10 protein-coding genes are annotated in these 15,361 nt (G+C 65.9%); 8 read left to right on the top strand and 2 right to left on the bottom strand.

What is annotated here, in order from left to right; translation table 11 throughout:
- Positions 1 to 25: 25 nt before the first annotated feature.
- The 8 genes from AC5P8D_RS05425 to cueR all read left to right on the top strand — a co-directional run bounded on the left by AC5P8D_RS05425 (position 26) and on the right by cueR (position 11,289).
- Positions 26 to 1,615: a calcineurin-like phosphoesterase C-terminal domain-containing protein gene (locus AC5P8D_RS05425; protein ID WP_495203146.1), complete on the top strand. Its 1,590-nt coding sequence runs from the start codon at positions 26 to 28 to the stop codon at positions 1,613 to 1,615.
- Positions 1,616 to 1,649: 34 nt separating this feature from the next.
- Positions 1,650 to 1,934, top strand: coding sequence for a hypothetical protein (locus AC5P8D_RS05420; protein ID WP_054171611.1), 285 nt, complete (start codon positions 1,650 to 1,652; stop codon positions 1,932 to 1,934).
- A gap of 84 nt (positions 1,935 to 2,018) precedes the next feature.
- Positions 2,019 to 3,041 carry a glucokinase gene (locus AC5P8D_RS05415; RefSeq protein WP_482984764.1) on the top strand — a complete coding sequence of 341 codons (1,023 nt, stop codon included), beginning with the start codon at positions 2,019 to 2,021 and terminating at the stop codon, positions 3,039 to 3,041.
- A 51-nt stretch (positions 3,042 to 3,092) separates the two neighbouring features.
- Complete coding sequence (locus AC5P8D_RS05410; RefSeq protein WP_495203145.1) at positions 3,093 to 4,091, top strand: glycosylasparaginase; 999 nt, start codon at positions 3,093 to 3,095, stop codon at positions 4,089 to 4,091.
- Positions 4,088 to 4,825: a copper homeostasis protein CutC gene (locus AC5P8D_RS05405; RefSeq protein ID WP_312717398.1), complete on the top strand. Its 738-nt coding sequence runs from the start codon at positions 4,088 to 4,090 to the stop codon at positions 4,823 to 4,825. The genes AC5P8D_RS05410 and AC5P8D_RS05405 overlap by 4 nt, the downstream gene beginning before the upstream one ends.
- Before the next feature lie 409 nt (positions 4,826 to 5,234).
- Positions 5,235 to 8,192, top strand: a complete 2,958-nt coding sequence (locus tag AC5P8D_RS05400) for a TonB-dependent receptor plug domain-containing protein (protein WP_495203144.1) — start codon at positions 5,235 to 5,237, stop codon at positions 8,190 to 8,192.
- Between the two features lie 128 nt (positions 8,193 to 8,320).
- Positions 8,321 to 10,822 carry a heavy metal translocating P-type ATPase gene (locus AC5P8D_RS05395; RefSeq protein WP_414614409.1) on the top strand — a complete coding sequence of 834 codons (2,502 nt, stop codon included), beginning with the start codon at positions 8,321 to 8,323 and terminating at the stop codon, positions 10,820 to 10,822.
- A gap of 11 nt (positions 10,823 to 10,833) precedes the next feature.
- Positions 10,834 to 11,289, top strand: coding sequence for a Cu(I)-responsive transcriptional regulator (gene cueR, locus AC5P8D_RS05390; protein ID WP_010482574.1), 456 nt, complete (start codon positions 10,834 to 10,836; stop codon positions 11,287 to 11,289).
- Positions 11,290 to 11,366: 77 nt separating this feature from the next.
- Here cueR and AC5P8D_RS05385 read toward each other — a convergent pair whose 3' ends face one another.
- A complete protein-coding gene (locus tag AC5P8D_RS05385) occupies positions 11,367 to 11,561 on the bottom strand; it encodes a heavy-metal-associated domain-containing protein (protein WP_010482571.1) in 195 nt (64 codons plus the stop codon).
- Positions 11,562 to 11,760: 199 nt separating this feature from the next.
- Positions 11,761 to 14,838, bottom strand: a complete 3,078-nt coding sequence (locus AC5P8D_RS05380; protein WP_495203143.1) for a TonB-dependent receptor — start codon at positions 14,836 to 14,838, stop codon at positions 11,761 to 11,763.
- Positions 14,839 to 15,361: the final 523 nt, after the last annotated feature.

The following is a 15,361-nucleotide window of genomic DNA, read 5'->3' as shown; positions in this document are numbered from 1 at the left end:
CGTCTCTTTCTGCTGGATCTCTCCCATGAAACTGCCTGCCGCGTGGCTGTGCTGCCTGTTGCTGACCTCGCCGGCCTGGGCCGCGGACACCGTGGTCACCGGCAAGGTCTATCTGGAGCGCGACGGCCGGCCGGGGCGCGGCGCGACCGATCCGGGCCTGGCCGGGGTGCAGGTCTCCAACGGCGAGACCCTCGTCAAGACCGCCGCCGACGGCAGCTACAGCCTGCCGGTGCGTGATGGCCAGACCGTGTTCGTGATCAAGCCCGATGCGTATTCGTTCCCGAAGGCGGCCGATGGCCTGCCTTCGTTCTGGCGCCACTACCGTCCGAACGGTTCGCCGGCGCTGAAGTACGGCGGCATCGCCGCCACCAGCGACGTCACCCGCAACTGGGATTTCGCCCTGCAGTCGGATCGCCATGACAGCCGTCGTGGTTTCCAGATGCTGGTGTTCACCGATTCGCAGACCGCCAGCCTGAAGGACATCGGCTACTACCAGCAGTCGATCGTGGCGCCGCTGGTCGGTCAGACCAGGGCGCGCATGGGCACCACCCTGGGTGACATCGTCAATGATGACCTGACCCTGTATCCGGCGATCAACAAGGTCACCACCGAACTTGGCGTGCCGTGGTTCCATGTGCCGGGCAACCACGACCTCGACTTCGATGCCGCCAGCGATGAGCACTCGCTGGACAGCTGGCGCAACATCTACGGCCCGGATACCTACGCGGTGGAGGAGGGTGGCGCCAGTTTCGTGTTCCTGGACGACGTGGTCTACGACCCCAAGGCCAAGCCGAAGTATGTCGGTGGACTGCGCGAAGACCAGTTCGCCTTCCTTGCCAGCTACCTGAAGGGCCTGCACAAGGATCGCCTGCTGGTGCTGGGCATGCACATCCCGCTGTTCGACGCCGCGCCGGGACGCGAGACCTTCCGCCATGCTGACCGCCAGCGCCTGTTCGACCTGTTGAAGGATTTCCGCAACGTGCTGGTGCTGAGCGGCCACAGCCACACCCAGCAGCACGTCTACCACGGCAAGGCCGACGGCTGGAACGGCGACAAGCCGCTGCACGAGTACAACGTCGGCGCCAACTGCGGCGCGTTCTGGTCGGGCGTGAAGAATGCCGCCGGCGTGCCGGACAGCACCATGAGCGATGGCACGCCGAAGGGCTATGCATTGCTCGACGCGGACGGCAATGGCAGCTACAAACTGCAGTACCGCGTGGCCGGCAAACCGGCCAGCGAGCAGATCGGCCTGCACGCACCGAAGGTGCTGCGCCAGGGGGCCTACCCGGCGTGGGGCATCTATGCCAACGTCTATATGGGTGAGGATGCCAGCGTGGTCGAGTACCGCGTCGATGGCGGCGCCTGGCAGCCGATGAAGCAGGTCAGCCAGCCCGATCCGCGCCTGATGGTGGAGAACGTGGCTGACGATCTGGCTGACAGCCTGCGCGGCTACGACCGCTCGCCGGAGGCCACCGCATCGCCGCACCTGTGGCGTGGCGCGCTGCCGACCGATCTGGCCGTGGGCAGCCACAAGGTCGAGGTGCGCTCCACCCAGCCCGACGGTGCGGTGTTCACCGCCAGCACCAGCTACAGCCTGCAGACTGCCCAGCCCTGACCTCCGCATCACGGCCCCAGCGAAAGGACCCCGCATGGATATCCGCTTCATGGCCGGCACCACGCCGGTGACCCTCAGCCGCCATTGGTTCACCGGCGCGATGCAGCTGCAGAGCGCCTCCGAGACGGTCTGGGTGCAGCACCCGCTGCATCCGGGCACCCACTTCTCGTTCTCGCTGGTACAGTCGTGGCTGCGCCACATCGCCGGCCATGAAGTGCTGGTCGAGCGCACCCGGCCGCTGCTGTTTGCCGGCTTCCGCCCGCAGCGGCTGCGCGTGCTGGTGGATGGTGTGCAGGTGGCCGAACAGGAAGGCATGTAGGCCAACCTGAATCATCGGCGTGCTAGGCAAAGCCGCCCCGATGCCTGAGAATCGGGGCGATTCAATCGATCCAAGCAGGCCAGCGTGACCATCGCAGCAGCGTCCCCGGTTTCCTCCGACTCCGCCCGCGGCGGCCCTCCGCGCTGTCTGGTGGTCGCCGATGTCGGCGGCACCTTCGCCCGCCTTGCGCTGGCTGAAACCCAACCCGGCCAGGCGCCGCTGCTGGGCAGCCATCGCACCTATGCCTGCGCCGAGCACCCCAGCCTGGCCGCGATCCTGGCCGATTTCACCGCAGGCCTTGGCCAGCCGGTGCAGACTGCGGTGGTGGCCATCGCCGGCCTGCTCGATGGCGATGTACTGATCAATTCCAACCTGCCGTGGACGGTCTCGCTGTCGGCCACCCGCGCGCAGTCCGGGCTGCATGAGCTGCAGCTGATCAATGATTTCGAAGCGGTGGCGCTGGCCATCCCGTACCTGCAGCCGGAAACCCTGGTGCCACTGAACGGCGACGCTGATCCGGCACAGGCGTTCCCGGCGCTGGTGCTGGGCGCGGGCACCGGCCTGGGCGCCGCGCTGCGTTTCGCCGATGGCGAGCGCCCGGTGCTGGCCAGCGAGATCGGCCATGCCGCGCTCGGCGCCGGCAACGCGCTGGAACTTCAGGTGCTGGGCAAGCTGCTGCAGCGCTGGGCGCACGTGGACAACGAGCGCGTGCTGTCCGGCAGTGGCCTGATGAACCTGTACCCGTGCCTGTGCGAGCTGCGCGGCGTCACCCCGGTGTGGACCAGCACAGAGGCGCTGATCGGCGCCGCCCGCGGCGGCGAGGATGCGCTGGCGGTGGAGACGCTGCAGGTGTTCTGCGCCTGGCTGGGCAGCCTGGCCGGCGACGCGGCGATCGCCGTCGGCGCACGTTCGGTGTACCTGGCCGGCGGCATTTCCGCGCACGTGCAGGATTTCCTGGCCGATGGCCGTTTCCGTGAGCGCTTCCTCAACAAGGGCGTGCTGACCGAGGTGCTGCGGCAGGTGCCGGTATGGCGCGTGGAGCATGGCCAGCTGGGGGTACTCGGTGCAGCGGTCTGGCACGCCGCACGACAGCCCACGCACGACTGATCGGCACGGCCGGCATCGGGCCGGCCGTGCATTGCAGACTGGGAGGGGAAGATGGTGGATCGCAGGCAGTTCCTGCAGGCCGGCGCACTGGCCGCAGGCATGGCGGCTTTGCCGGGCGTGCAGGCGCGCACGCAGGGTGGGGCCAAGGTGGTTTCGACCTGGGACTTTGGCGTGCCGGCCAACCAGGCCGCATGGAAGGTGCTGGCGCAGGGCGGCAGTGCGCTGGATGCGGTAGAAGCGGGCGCACGCTGGGCCGAGAGTGAGCTGTGCAACCCTACCGTCGGTCATTGCGGCAACCCGGATCGCGATGGCGTGCTGAGCCTGGACGCGAGCATCATGGATGGCGATGGTCGTTGTGGCGCAGTGGCTGCGCTGGTCGACATCCTGCATCCGGTGTCGGTAGCCCGCAAAGTGATGGAAAACAGCCCGCATGTTTTGCTGGTGGGCGAGGGCGCGCAGCAGTTCGCGGTGCAGCAGGGCTTCGAGCGCAAGCACCTGCTGACGCCGCAGGCCGAAGCGGCCTGGCGCGATTGGTTGAAGACCGAGAAGTACCAGCCACAGATCAATGCCGAGCGCCGTGGTATTCCCGGCAACAGCGACAACCACGACACCATCGGCATGCTGGCGCTGGATGCCAAGGGCCATCTGGCAGGTGCCTGCACCACCAGCGGTATGGCCTGGAAGCTGCACGGCCGGGTCGGCGACAGCCCGATCATCGGTGCCGGCCTGTATGTCGACAACGAAGTGGGTGCGGCCACCGCCTCGGGCGTAGGTGAGGAGATGATCCGCAACGCTGCTTCGTTCCTGGTGGTCGAGCTGATGCGCCAGGGGCGCTCGCCCGCGCAGGCATGTCGCGAGGCGATCGACCGTGTGGTGCGCAAGCGGCCGGAGGCGAGCAAGACCCTGCAGGTGTGCTTCCTGGCCATGAACAAGCAGGGCGAGGTGGGCGCCTACGCGCTGCATCGCGGCTTCGTCTACGCCGTGTGCGATGCGCAGCGCCAGGATGACCTGCGCGACTCGCCGTCGATCTACACGAGCACCCAGGCGTGAGCACGCGGCTGACCCTGGAGATCGCCAGCAACTCGCTGGCCTCGGCGCTGACCGCGCAGGCCGGCGGCGCCGACCGTATCGAACTGTTCGACAACCTGGCCGAGGGTGGCACCACGCCGTCGTTTGCCACCATCGCGATGGCCCGCGAACGCCTGTCGATTCCGCTGTTCGTGCTGGTGCGCCCGCGCCCGGGCGACTTCCACTACGACGCGCTGGAAACCGAACTGATGCTGCGTGACATCGCGCAGTGCCGCGCGCTGGGCTGCGATGGCGTGGTGATCGGCGCACTGGACGTGCAGGGCGGCGTTGACGTGGCGTTGTGCCGTGAACTGATGCAGGCCGCCGGGCCGTTGCAGGTGACCTTCCATCGCGCCTTCGACGCCGCCCGCGATCTGCCGGCGGCACTGGAGCAGGTGATCGAACTGGGTTGCCAGCGCGTGCTGACCTCCGGCGGCCAGGTCAGCGCCGAGGCCGGTGCCGAGGTGCTGGCGGGCCTGGTCACCCAGTCGGCGGGGCGCATCACGGTGATGGCCGGCGCCGGACTGGGCCCGGCCAATATCGCCGCCGTCGCGCGACGGAGCGGCTGTGCCGAGTTGCACGCCTCGGCGAAAGGCCTGCGGCGCTCGGCCATGCAGTTCCAGAATCCGGCCCTGCGCGGACTGGATCCGGACTGGAGCCAGACCAGCACCGCGACCGTGGCCGCCCTACGGCAGGCGCTGGACGGCGCAAGGTAACCCGTTTCTTCTCTGTAGAGCCGAGCCCACGCTCGGCTGCTTTTCGCGGCGAACAACAGCAGCCGAGCGCGGGCTCGGCTCTACAACGACGCGCTGTCGACCGTACACGCCATCACGGACAAAACAGTTCCGCGCGCGATTGTCGCGATCGTGTCATTGACGTGTGCGCCATTCTCTCAGCGATGTTTCGCAACCCTTTGATTGTTCTGGATGCCGGCAGCCGATGGCAGCATTCCCTCGGGTGTTGCTGCGCCGCCGCATGCCGTGCATGGTTCAGCTGTGCTTTAGTTTGGATCGATCCACAGGGGAGGGCGCCGCGACGGTCTTGAACCGATCCAAGCGCCCGGATCAGCCGTAGTGCCGCGCCACCACCCGTCCGTGCGTCCACACTTTCGAAGAGCAACCACCCATGGCTCAGATTGTCCGCAAGCGCCGTCACCTGCTGTCCCAGGCCCTGGTCCTGGCCCTGCTTCCCCTGGCTGCCAGTGCGCAGGAAGCCTCAAGCTCGTCCACCAAGGATCTCGATGCGGTCACCGTCACCGGCTCGCGCATCAAGCGCGCCAGTGTCGAAGGCCCGGCACCGGTCAATGTGATCACTGCCGCGCAGATCCAGAAGGAAGGCTTCGTCAGCGTGTACGACGCGCTGAAGACCCTCACCGAAGCGACCGGCACTGTTGAAGCCGCCTCGCAGTGGGGCTCGCATACGCCCAATGCCAGCGGCCTGAACCTGCGCGGGATGGGCCCGAACCGCTCGCTGTTGCTGGTCAACGGCCGTCGCGTGGCGGACTACCCGCTGCCGTATGGCGGTGAAACCAACTTCTCCAACTACGGCAACATTCCGGCCGCGGCGGTGGAGCGCATCGAAGTGCTGACCGGTGGCGCCTCGGCCATCTATGGTTCGGATGCGATCGCCGGCGTGGTCAACGTCATCCTGAAAACCAACTACGACGGCGATGAAGTGCGCGTACGCGGCGGCACCTCCACCGAAGGCGGCCGTGATACCTGGGACCTGTCCTGGGCCGGCGGCAAGACCGGCGACAACTGGAGCGTGACCTACGCGCTGCAGTACACCAAGCGCGACCCGCTGTTCGGTCGTGACCGCCCGCAGATGGACGATGCCGATGATGCACCGTATCCGTCCTGGAACATGGAACAACGCAAGGTCGGCTTCCGTCCCACCGCCGGCCTGGCGCTGATCGATCCGACCACCGGCCAGCGCCTGGCGCCGCCCACCGGCACCTGCGAGAAGTTCGACGGCGAGTACTACACCGCCGATCGATTGGTCTACAACTACGCCGCCAACACCATCACCAACACCGGCCGCCTGTGCGGCATGAGTGCGGACTATGCGAACTGGCTGCTTACGGGCGGTGCCGAGAACGTGTCCGGCAACCTGTATGCCACCTTCGACTTCAGCAATGACCTGCAGGCCTGGACCAACCTGGCCGTCTACCGCTCCGAAGCGATCTGGGGCACCAATCCGCCGAGCGTGTCGCTGATCGACGACGACAACGGCTACTACTGGGATGCCAACCGCAACCGCCCGATCCTGGGCGTGCGCCAGTTCACGCCAAATGAAGTCGGTGGCCTGGATACGCTGCGCAACACCAACCGCGAACTGTCCTGGGACTGGAGCGCCGGCCTGCGTGGCCGCCTCGCTGACCGCTTCGACTGGAGCACCACAGTGGGGCGTTCCTACTACCGCGTTGAAGAACGGCAGAACGTGGTCGACAAGCAGAAGTCGTATGACTACTTCCTGGGCCCGAAGCTGGGCACCACCGCCGATGGCGAGGCGATCTACGCACTGAACGAATCGCGCTGGTGGAATCCGCTGACGCCGGACCAGTACTGGCAGATGGGCACGGTGGCGAGGAACCGCGCATCATCGTGGGTCAACCAGGCTTCGGCGGACATCACCGGCGAGCTGTTCCAAGGATGGGCGGGTCCGATTTCGTTCGCGGCAGTGGCCGAAGTCGCGCAGCAGGGCTATCACCTCAGCCCCGATCCGCGTGCAGGTATCGACTTCGACCTGCAGAACGTTGATCGCGGCGGCGGCGAGCGCACCCGCTATTCGGCCGGCGTCGAGTTCAAGATCCCCCTGCTGGAGAGCGTGACCGCCACTGCGGCCGCGCGCTATGACCGCTATGGCAACTACAAGGCTGACAACAGCGGCGAAGCGCTGGACATCGGCAGCCAGAAGGAAACCACCTGGAACGTCGGCCTGGAATGGCGCCCGGTGGAGTCGCTGCTGGTGCGTGGCTCCTACGCCACCAGTTTCCATGCGCCGGACATGCACTACCTGCTGGGCCAGCCGAGCAGCTCCGAAGTGCAGACCTATGACCGCCTGCGCTGCATCCAGAGCGGCGCTTACCTGGTCAACAACTGCGGCGTGGGCAACACCGACGTCTGGTACACCTTCGACGTGAACCGCCGCGGCACGCCACTGCTGCGTTCGGAAACCGGCGATTCGTGGACGGTCGGTTTCGTCTGGGATGTGATGCCCAATCTGTCGGTCAGTGCCGACTACTGGGCGATCAAGCTGGAAGACATGATCGTCGACGTCGGCGCCGACGAGGTGCTGGCCAGCGAAGCCGGCTGCCTGACCGGCAAGAACATCGACGGTACACCGTGGGCCAATCCGGCCGGTGGCGAATACTGCGCCGGCATCCTGGCCCGCGTGAACCGCGACAGCAACGGCCGTCTGGTATCGATCGAGCGCGGGCCGTTCAACCTGGCCAGCCGCGAAGTGCGTGGTATCGACCTGACCGCGCGCTATCGCCTGGAAACCGCGCAATGGGGCAGCTTCCAGCTGGGCCTGAACTACACCAACCAGATCTCGACCAAGGAACAGCGCTACGCCAACGACCCGAACCCGGAGCGTCGTGACCGCGACCTGCGCAGCAAGCTGCGCGCGAGCCTGGCCTGGCAGCGCGGCAACTGGAACGCCAATGTCTATGCCGACCGTATCGGTTCGGTGCCGGGCGTGCGCTACCACTGGGGCACCGATCGCCTGAACAACCCGGGTGGCTGCCTGCCGTTCGCTGATGGCTATGTGCCCAGCGACAGCCCGTCGCTGAACTGTCTGGAACCGGCAACACGTCCGGATGGCTCGCCCAACCCGAACCCGAACGCCGGCCAGCAGACCACGCGCTACTACGGGCGGGTCGGGCCGTTCATCACCTGGAACTTCAACATGGGCTACCAGGTGACCGAACGCGCCAAGGTCAACGTCTACGTCAACAACGTGTTCAATTCGGCCAGCTGGAACCACAAGGATCCGTACAAGCTGGACTATGACTTCGCCCCGACCCGCCTGCTCGGCGCGGTGGGCCGCGAGTTCGCGCTGGAGTACGTGTTCACCTTCTGAGGCGGATTGCGGGCGGTACGCCGGGCCTGGCCCGGCGATACCGGCTGGACGTGGCGGCTGGATTTGACCTTCCCACGATGGCAAGGTTTAGCCTGTCCGCATCCAGAAGGAACCCCGGGAATCCGATCATGAGCACGCCCCGCGCCATTGCAGCCCCCGCAAGCCCCGCCACCATCAGCCTGCCCATCGAGGGCATGACCTGCGCCAGCTGTGTCGGCCGGGTCGAGGCCGCGCTGTCCAAGGTCGAAGGTGTGGGCAGTGTTTCGGTCAATCTGGCCACCGAGCGCGCGGATATCCGCCCGTCGGGCCCGGTCGATCGGGCCGCGCTGATCCAGGCGGTGGAGCGGGTGGGCTATGACGTGCCCGCCGCTACCGTTGAACTGGCCGTGGAAGGCATGACCTGCGCTTCCTGCGTGGGCCGCGTGGAGCGTGCGCTGCTGGCGGTGCCGGGCGTCAGCCAGGCCAGCGTGAACCTGGCGACGGAGCGTGCGACCGTGCGCGGCGTGGCAGGCGTTGACGCGCTGGTGGCGGCCATCGACAAGGTCGGCTACGCCGCACGCCTGATCCAGGCCGGTGTGCAGTCCGACGATGAGGCTGCAGAAAAGAAGGATGCCGAGCGCGCCGGACTGAAACGCGACCTGATCGTGGCGTCCGCGCTGGCGCTACCGGTGTTCGTGCTGGAGATGGGTTCGCACCTGATTCCCGGCATGCACGAGTGGGTGATGGCCACCATCGGCATGCAGGCCAGCTGGTACCTGCAGTTCGTGCTGACCCTCCTGGTGCTGGCCATCCCCGGCCGCCGTTTCTACCAGAAGGGCTTCCCGGCACTGCTGCGGCTGGCGCCGGACATGAACTCGCTGGTGGCGGTGGGCACCGCCGCGGCGTTCGGTTATTCGGTGGTAGCGACCTTTGCACCGCGGCTGTTGCCACCGGGCACGGTGAACGTCTACTACGAAGCGGCGGCGGTGATCGTCGCGCTGATCCTGCTCGGCCGCTTCCTTGAAGCTCGGGCCAAGGGCCGTACCTCCGAGGCGATCAAGCGCCTGGTGAACCTGCAGGCCAAGGTCGCCCATGTGATCCGTGACGGCCGCACCGTCGACATCCCGGTCAATGAAGTGCAGAGCGGCGACGTGGTGGAAGTGCGCCCGGGCGAGCGCGTGCCGGTCGACGGCGAGGTGGTCGAGGGTCGCAGCTACATCGACGAGTCGATGATCAGCGGCGAGCCGATTCCGGTCGAGAAGCAGCCGGGAAGCAGCGTTGTCGGTGGCACGGTCAACCAGAAGGGCGCACTTACGGTGCGAGCCACGGCGGTGGGCGCGCAGACGATGCTGGCGCAGATCATCCGCATGGTCGAACAGGCGCAGGGCTCGAAGCTGCCGATCCAGGCGGTGGTCGACAAGGTCACGTTGTGGTTCGTGCCGGCGGTGATGCTGGCCGCGCTGGCGACCTTCGCGGTCTGGCTGATCTTCGGTCCATCGCCGGCGCTGAGCTTCGCGCTGGTCAATGCGGTGGCGGTGCTGATCATTGCCTGCCCCTGCGCGATGGGCTTGGCCACGCCGACCTCGATCATGGTCGGTACTGGCCGTGGCGCTGAAATGGGTGTGCTTTTCCGCAAGGGTGAAGCGCTGCAGCTGCTGAAGGACGCGCAGGTGGTGGCGGTGGACAAGACCGGCACGCTGACCGAAGGCCGCCCGCGCCTGACCGACCTGGAGATCGCCGACGGTTTTGATCGCAGTACGGTGCTGGGAGCGGTGGCGGCAGTGGAGTCGCGCTCGGAGCATCCGATTGCCCGCGCCATCGTGGATGCGGCCACCGAGCAGGGCATCGCGTTGCCGGCGATGGCCGATTTCGAATCGGTCACCGGCATGGGCGTGCGTGCCAGCGTTGATGGCGCGCGCGTGGAGGTGGGGGCGGATCGTTTCATGCGCGATCTGAGGGTGGATATCACGCCGTTCGCGGCGCTGGCCACCCAGCTTGGAACGCAGGGCAAGTCGCCGCTGTATGTCGCCATTGACGGTCGCCTGGCCGCGATCATCGCGGTATCCGATCCGATCAAGCCGAGCACGCCGGCCGCGATCACGGCACTGCACCAGCTCGGCCTGAAGGTGGCGATGATCACCGGTGACAACGCCGGTACCGCGCAGGCGATCGCGCGCGAGCTGGGCATCGATGAGGTGGTGGCCGAGGTGCTGCCGGAAGGCAAGGTCGAGGCCGTGCGCCGCCTGAAGGCCACGCATGGCCACGTCGCCTTCGTCGGCGATGGCATCAATGATGCGCCGGCACTGGCCGAAGCCGATGTCGGCCTGGCCATCGGTACCGGCACCGATATCGCGGTGGAGTCGGCCGATGTGGTGCTGATGTCGGGCAATCTGCAGGGCGTGCCCAATGCCATCGCGCTGTCCAAGGCGACGCTGGGCAACATCCGGCAGAACCTGTTCTGGGCCTTCGCCTACAACACCGCGTTGATTCCGGTAGCGGCCGGCGTGCTGTACCCGGTGTGGGGCGTGCTGCTGTCGCCGGTGTTCGCGGCCGGTGCGATGGCATTGTCCAGTGTGTTCGTGCTGGGCAACGCGCTGCGACTGCGCCGCTTCCAGCCGCCGATGGCGGATGCCGCCGCTGCCACCCACTGAAGGAGATCCGCATGAACATCGGTGAAGCTGCCAAGGCCTCCAGCGTGTCGGCGAAGATGATCCGCTACTACGAGCAGATCGGCCTGATTCCCGCAGCTGATAGAACCGAGTCGGGCTACCGGGCGTATTCGCAGGCGGACATCCACCGCCTGCGTTTCATCCGCCGTGCGCGCGATCTCGGCTTCCAGGTGGCCGAGATCACCGATCTTCTGGGCCTCTGGAATGACACCTCGCGGCACAGTGCCGACGTGAAGCATCTGGCCGAACAGCACATCGCCGATCTGGAACAGCGCATCGAGCACATGCGGCAGATGGCCGACACGCTGAAGTCGCTGATCAGCTGTTGTGCGGGAGACGAGCGCCCTGAGTGCCCGATCCTGCAGCGGCTGGGTGAGGACGATGAGACACCGGTGCCGGTTGATACCGCGAAGACCGGTGCAGTGCGGCGACGCGCACAGAAGCATTGAATCGATATCGCGTGAACCAAAAAGCCCGCCCTGTGACAGTGCACGGGGCGGGCTTCGTTGTGGACGCAGGGCAGGGGTCAGACGGTACGCGGCGGGAAACCGGCATCGTTCACCGCGGCGAACACCTGTTCCTGCGACGCGGTGGTCTGCACCTTGACCAGGCCGGTCGGCGGGTCGGCAACCACGCTGGCGTTCGGATCGATCTGCTGGATCGCGCGGGTCACGCTGCGCGCGCAACCACCGCAGGTCATGCCTTCAACATGGAATTCCATCTGTAGCTCCTTCGGTGCTCTTGGGGTGGAGTCAGTGTGCACCTTCCAACGATGGCAGGGTCAAGCGCCGGGCTGAACGATAGGCAAGGCGCCGACAAAAAACGGCAGCCACCTGTACCAGCGTGGCTGCCGTGGAGGAACTTCCCCGCCGGAGCAGGGCGTGGGCTGCGCCGGGCGTACCCGCGCAACCCGTGGTGCTTCAGAACTTCCAGGTGGCGCCGAAGTACAGCTGGCGGCCTGCGTAGGTGTTGGAGACGAGGCGGGCCTTGGTGTCATTGCCCAGGTGCACGCGCTGCTCGGACTTGGTGGCATTGATCACCGAGGCGGTCAGGGTCCAGTCCGGGGTCAGGTTGTAGGCAACATTCAGGTCCAGCTGGTCATACGGTTCGGTGTAGACGGTGAGGCCATTGTTGAGCCCGCCGACCACCTGGCCGCGACGGTTGAACGAAGCGCGCGCGAGGAACTTCTCGTTCTCGTAGAAGACCGTCACGTTGGCCTGGTTCTTGGCGCTGCCGACCAGCGGCGAGGAGCCGATTTCCTGCCCGTCCAGAACAATGGAAGCCAGGTTGGTGTCGTTGTAGGTGTAGTTGGCCTGCACGCCGAAGCCGAAATCGAAGGTGTACTGGCCATACAGCTCGACGCCCTGCGACACACCATCGCGGCCATTGGCCTGGGTCTCGTAGCGCTGCACGTTCACCGCTTCACCGTTGATGACCATGGGCGTGTCGCGCACCACCGGCAGGGTGAAGTTGTCCACGTTCTTGCGGAACAGGCTGACGCCGGCGACCGCGCCCGGCTGGAAGTACCACTCCAGGCCCAGGTCGAACTGGGTGGCCTTGAACGGCTCCAGCTGCTTGTTGCTGCCCTGGCCGACCCAGCCTGCGGTCGATGCGCCACCGGCAACGCGGCGATCATTGACGTACTCCTCGCTGTAGTAGCTCAGTGCGCCCGGTGCTGCGATGTCGGTGTAGCCAGGGCGGGCGATCACCTTCGATGCGGCACCACGCAGCACCAGCGTGTCGGTGATGTCCCATGCGATGTTGAAACTCGGCAGCACGTCGGTGTAGGTGCGGTCCACGCCGATCAGGCTGTAGGTCTTGCTCTGCGCCAGGTCATGCGGCAGGCGCACGAAGCCGCTCTCGCAGCTGTAGGTCGGGTAGGCTGCAGCGGCCGGATCGGTACACGCCATCGGCGCGCCGGACGCGTTGTCCAGGAAGTAGTCGTTGAACTTCTCGATCGAGTCGGAGGACTGCGCGAACTGCTTGGTGCGCACCACGCGCACGCCAACGTTGCCGCGCAGACGCTCGGTGCGGAAGTTGGCCTGGAAGTAGCCCGAATAGATCTTCTCGTTGACGTTGTAGACGAAGTCTTCCTCGGTACGGTTGTGCGAACCGCCGTAGGTCTTGTTCAGGTAGTCGATGTAGGCCGGGTAGTTGATGCCCGGGAACACGTTGGCATTGAAGCCACCAGCAATGTTGCTGATCGGGTTGGACAGGAAGAAGCCAGGCTGCGCATCGCCGGCAGTCGGATCGCAGCCGCTCTGGTAGCGGCTGTTGTCATAGTCGGCCGGGTCACGGCCCGGGCACACCCAGTAGGTGTTGCCGGTGTTGCGGTGGACCTTGCCATCACGGTACTTGGCACCGAACTGGATGGAGTCCAGCCAGCCGGATTCAAACAGCTTGGTGACGTCGGCCTGGAAGTAGTTCTGCTTGACCTCGGTGCGCTTCCACGACGAATCGGTCGAGCCGGTGTCGACTTCGGCGATGCCGTTCATCAGCTGCTGCTGCAGGTCGGGCGAGAAGGTGGCCGAAGGCGTGCCGGTCAGATCCCAGGCGCTGTACAGATTGCCCGACAGGTAATCGTTGCCGACCTTGCGGCGCGGCTTGGCCGACATCCGGAAGTTCATCGATGGGCCACCTTCGGACCAGGTGCGGCCGCCTGTGAACGAGGCCTTCCACAGCGGGCTGATGTCCCAGTCGATGGTCAGGTCAGCGGTCTGCGACAGCGCCTTTTCCTTGCTGTAGCCACCGGTCAGCTGCGGCGTCGGAACCGTGCAGTCGTCCGGGCCCCAGCCGCCGGGCTTGAGGCCGGCGGCCTTGGCCTGGTCTTCATTGCAGTAGTAGGTCTTTCCAGCCAGCTTTTCGAACTGGGCGCCGGTAACGGTGTTGCCGCTGGGATCGAAGTCCAGGCCGTTGAGCAGGCGGCCACCGGCCCAGTTTCCATCGCCATTGAAGCGGGCCATGCTCCATTCCGGAATCTTCAGCATGTTCTGGGTGTAATCACCCTGCAGTTCGAAGCGGAAGTAGTTGGCCGTCATCGTGACGTTGTCGACCGGCTTGAACTGGAAGGTCAGCTGGCCGCCTTTGCGCTCGCGCTTTTCTTCCTTCACCGCGAAGTTGACCGAGGTCGGCATGAAGAAGTCGCTGTAGTTGCCGCCGGTCTGGTTGTTGAAACCGGACTTGCCCCACCAGTAGTGGATGCCATCCTGCGCCTGCACGTTGCCATAGGCATCGCGCGCCTTGCCGGCGCCATACCACTGGTAGTCCTCGGTGCTGGCTTCCATGGTACGGGTCGTGCGCTTCTGCTGCGTCACGCCGACCAGCACGCCGAAACGCTCATCCTTGCTGTGCCACGAATACAGGGCCGAGGCCTGCGGGTCGATATCGTGGTGGGTATCGGAGGAGGTGCCCTCGAGCGTGACGAAGCCCGAGTTGGACTCCATGTCCAGCGGACGGCGGGTGTGCAGGATGACCGTGCCGCCGATGCCGCCTTCGTCGATGCGTGCTTCCGGCGACTTGAACAGCTCGGCGCTGGACAGCATGTTCGACGGCAGCAGGGTGTAGTTGAACGAACGGGTGGCTTCGTCGTTGGTTTCCGACGTGGCCACGTAGTTGCCATTCAACTGGGTCAGGGTCAGGTCCGGCGCAAGGCCGCGCACGCTGACACTCTTGCCTTCACCACCGCTGCGGGTAATGACCACGCCGGGCACGCGCTGCAGTGCGTCGGCCACGTTCTTGTCGGGGAACTTGCCGACGTCCTCGGCGGTGATCACTTCGACAACGGCGTTGGCGTCGCGCTTCTGCTCAAGGCTCTTTTCGATGGCGTAGCGGTAGCCGGTGACCTGGACGCTGTCCAGAGTGGTGGCATCCGGCGCGCCGGTAGACGTGGCCTGTTGCGCGGCGGCGCCAGCCGGAATGACGGCGGCGGCCAAGGCCAGCGCGATGGCCAACGCCAGTGCGTCCTGGCCATGCGTACGTGTTGAATGCTTCATTCCCATCTCTCCCTCTCTCCTGGATTGATCCGGTGACGTGGCACGGACAACTTGAATCGATCTAATTTGAAGTGACATTGTCGCTATCGCCATGCAGTGGCAGTTGCACCGTGCACGTGGCCTGGTACGTCCTGTTGCCGCTCCCCCAACTCCCGGCCATCGCAACGTCGTCTTGGATCGATCTAAGCGATGGGCGGGCGTTTTTTAGCATGGGTCGCCCGCGGGCGCATGCTGCTCCGCAATATGGTACTGGCGTGGCGAAGGGATGACGGTTTGCTGAAAACAGTGAAATCGTTTTCGTGCGCAGGGGAAGGGTGAGTCGGCAGGGCTGCGCCCTGCACCTGCTTCAAGCCAGGGCGACGTCTACAGCCAAAGCCAAAGCGGCTCTGGGTTGTCTGTGGCTTGGCGGGGCGGTGTCGGATTGCGGGGACGCCGTAAACCCGTCCATGGGGGCTTGGCCGCGGCATCCATGCCGCGGACACCCCGCAATCCGACACCGCCCCACCTTCGACAGTTTCCCGGTGACGGT

This window comes from Stenotrophomonas sp. YJH_SMC_101-4 (assembly GCF_059370395.1).
The sequence above is the reverse complement of the archived record's forward strand: the minus strand, read 5'-3'. Positions and strand labels throughout refer to the sequence as shown.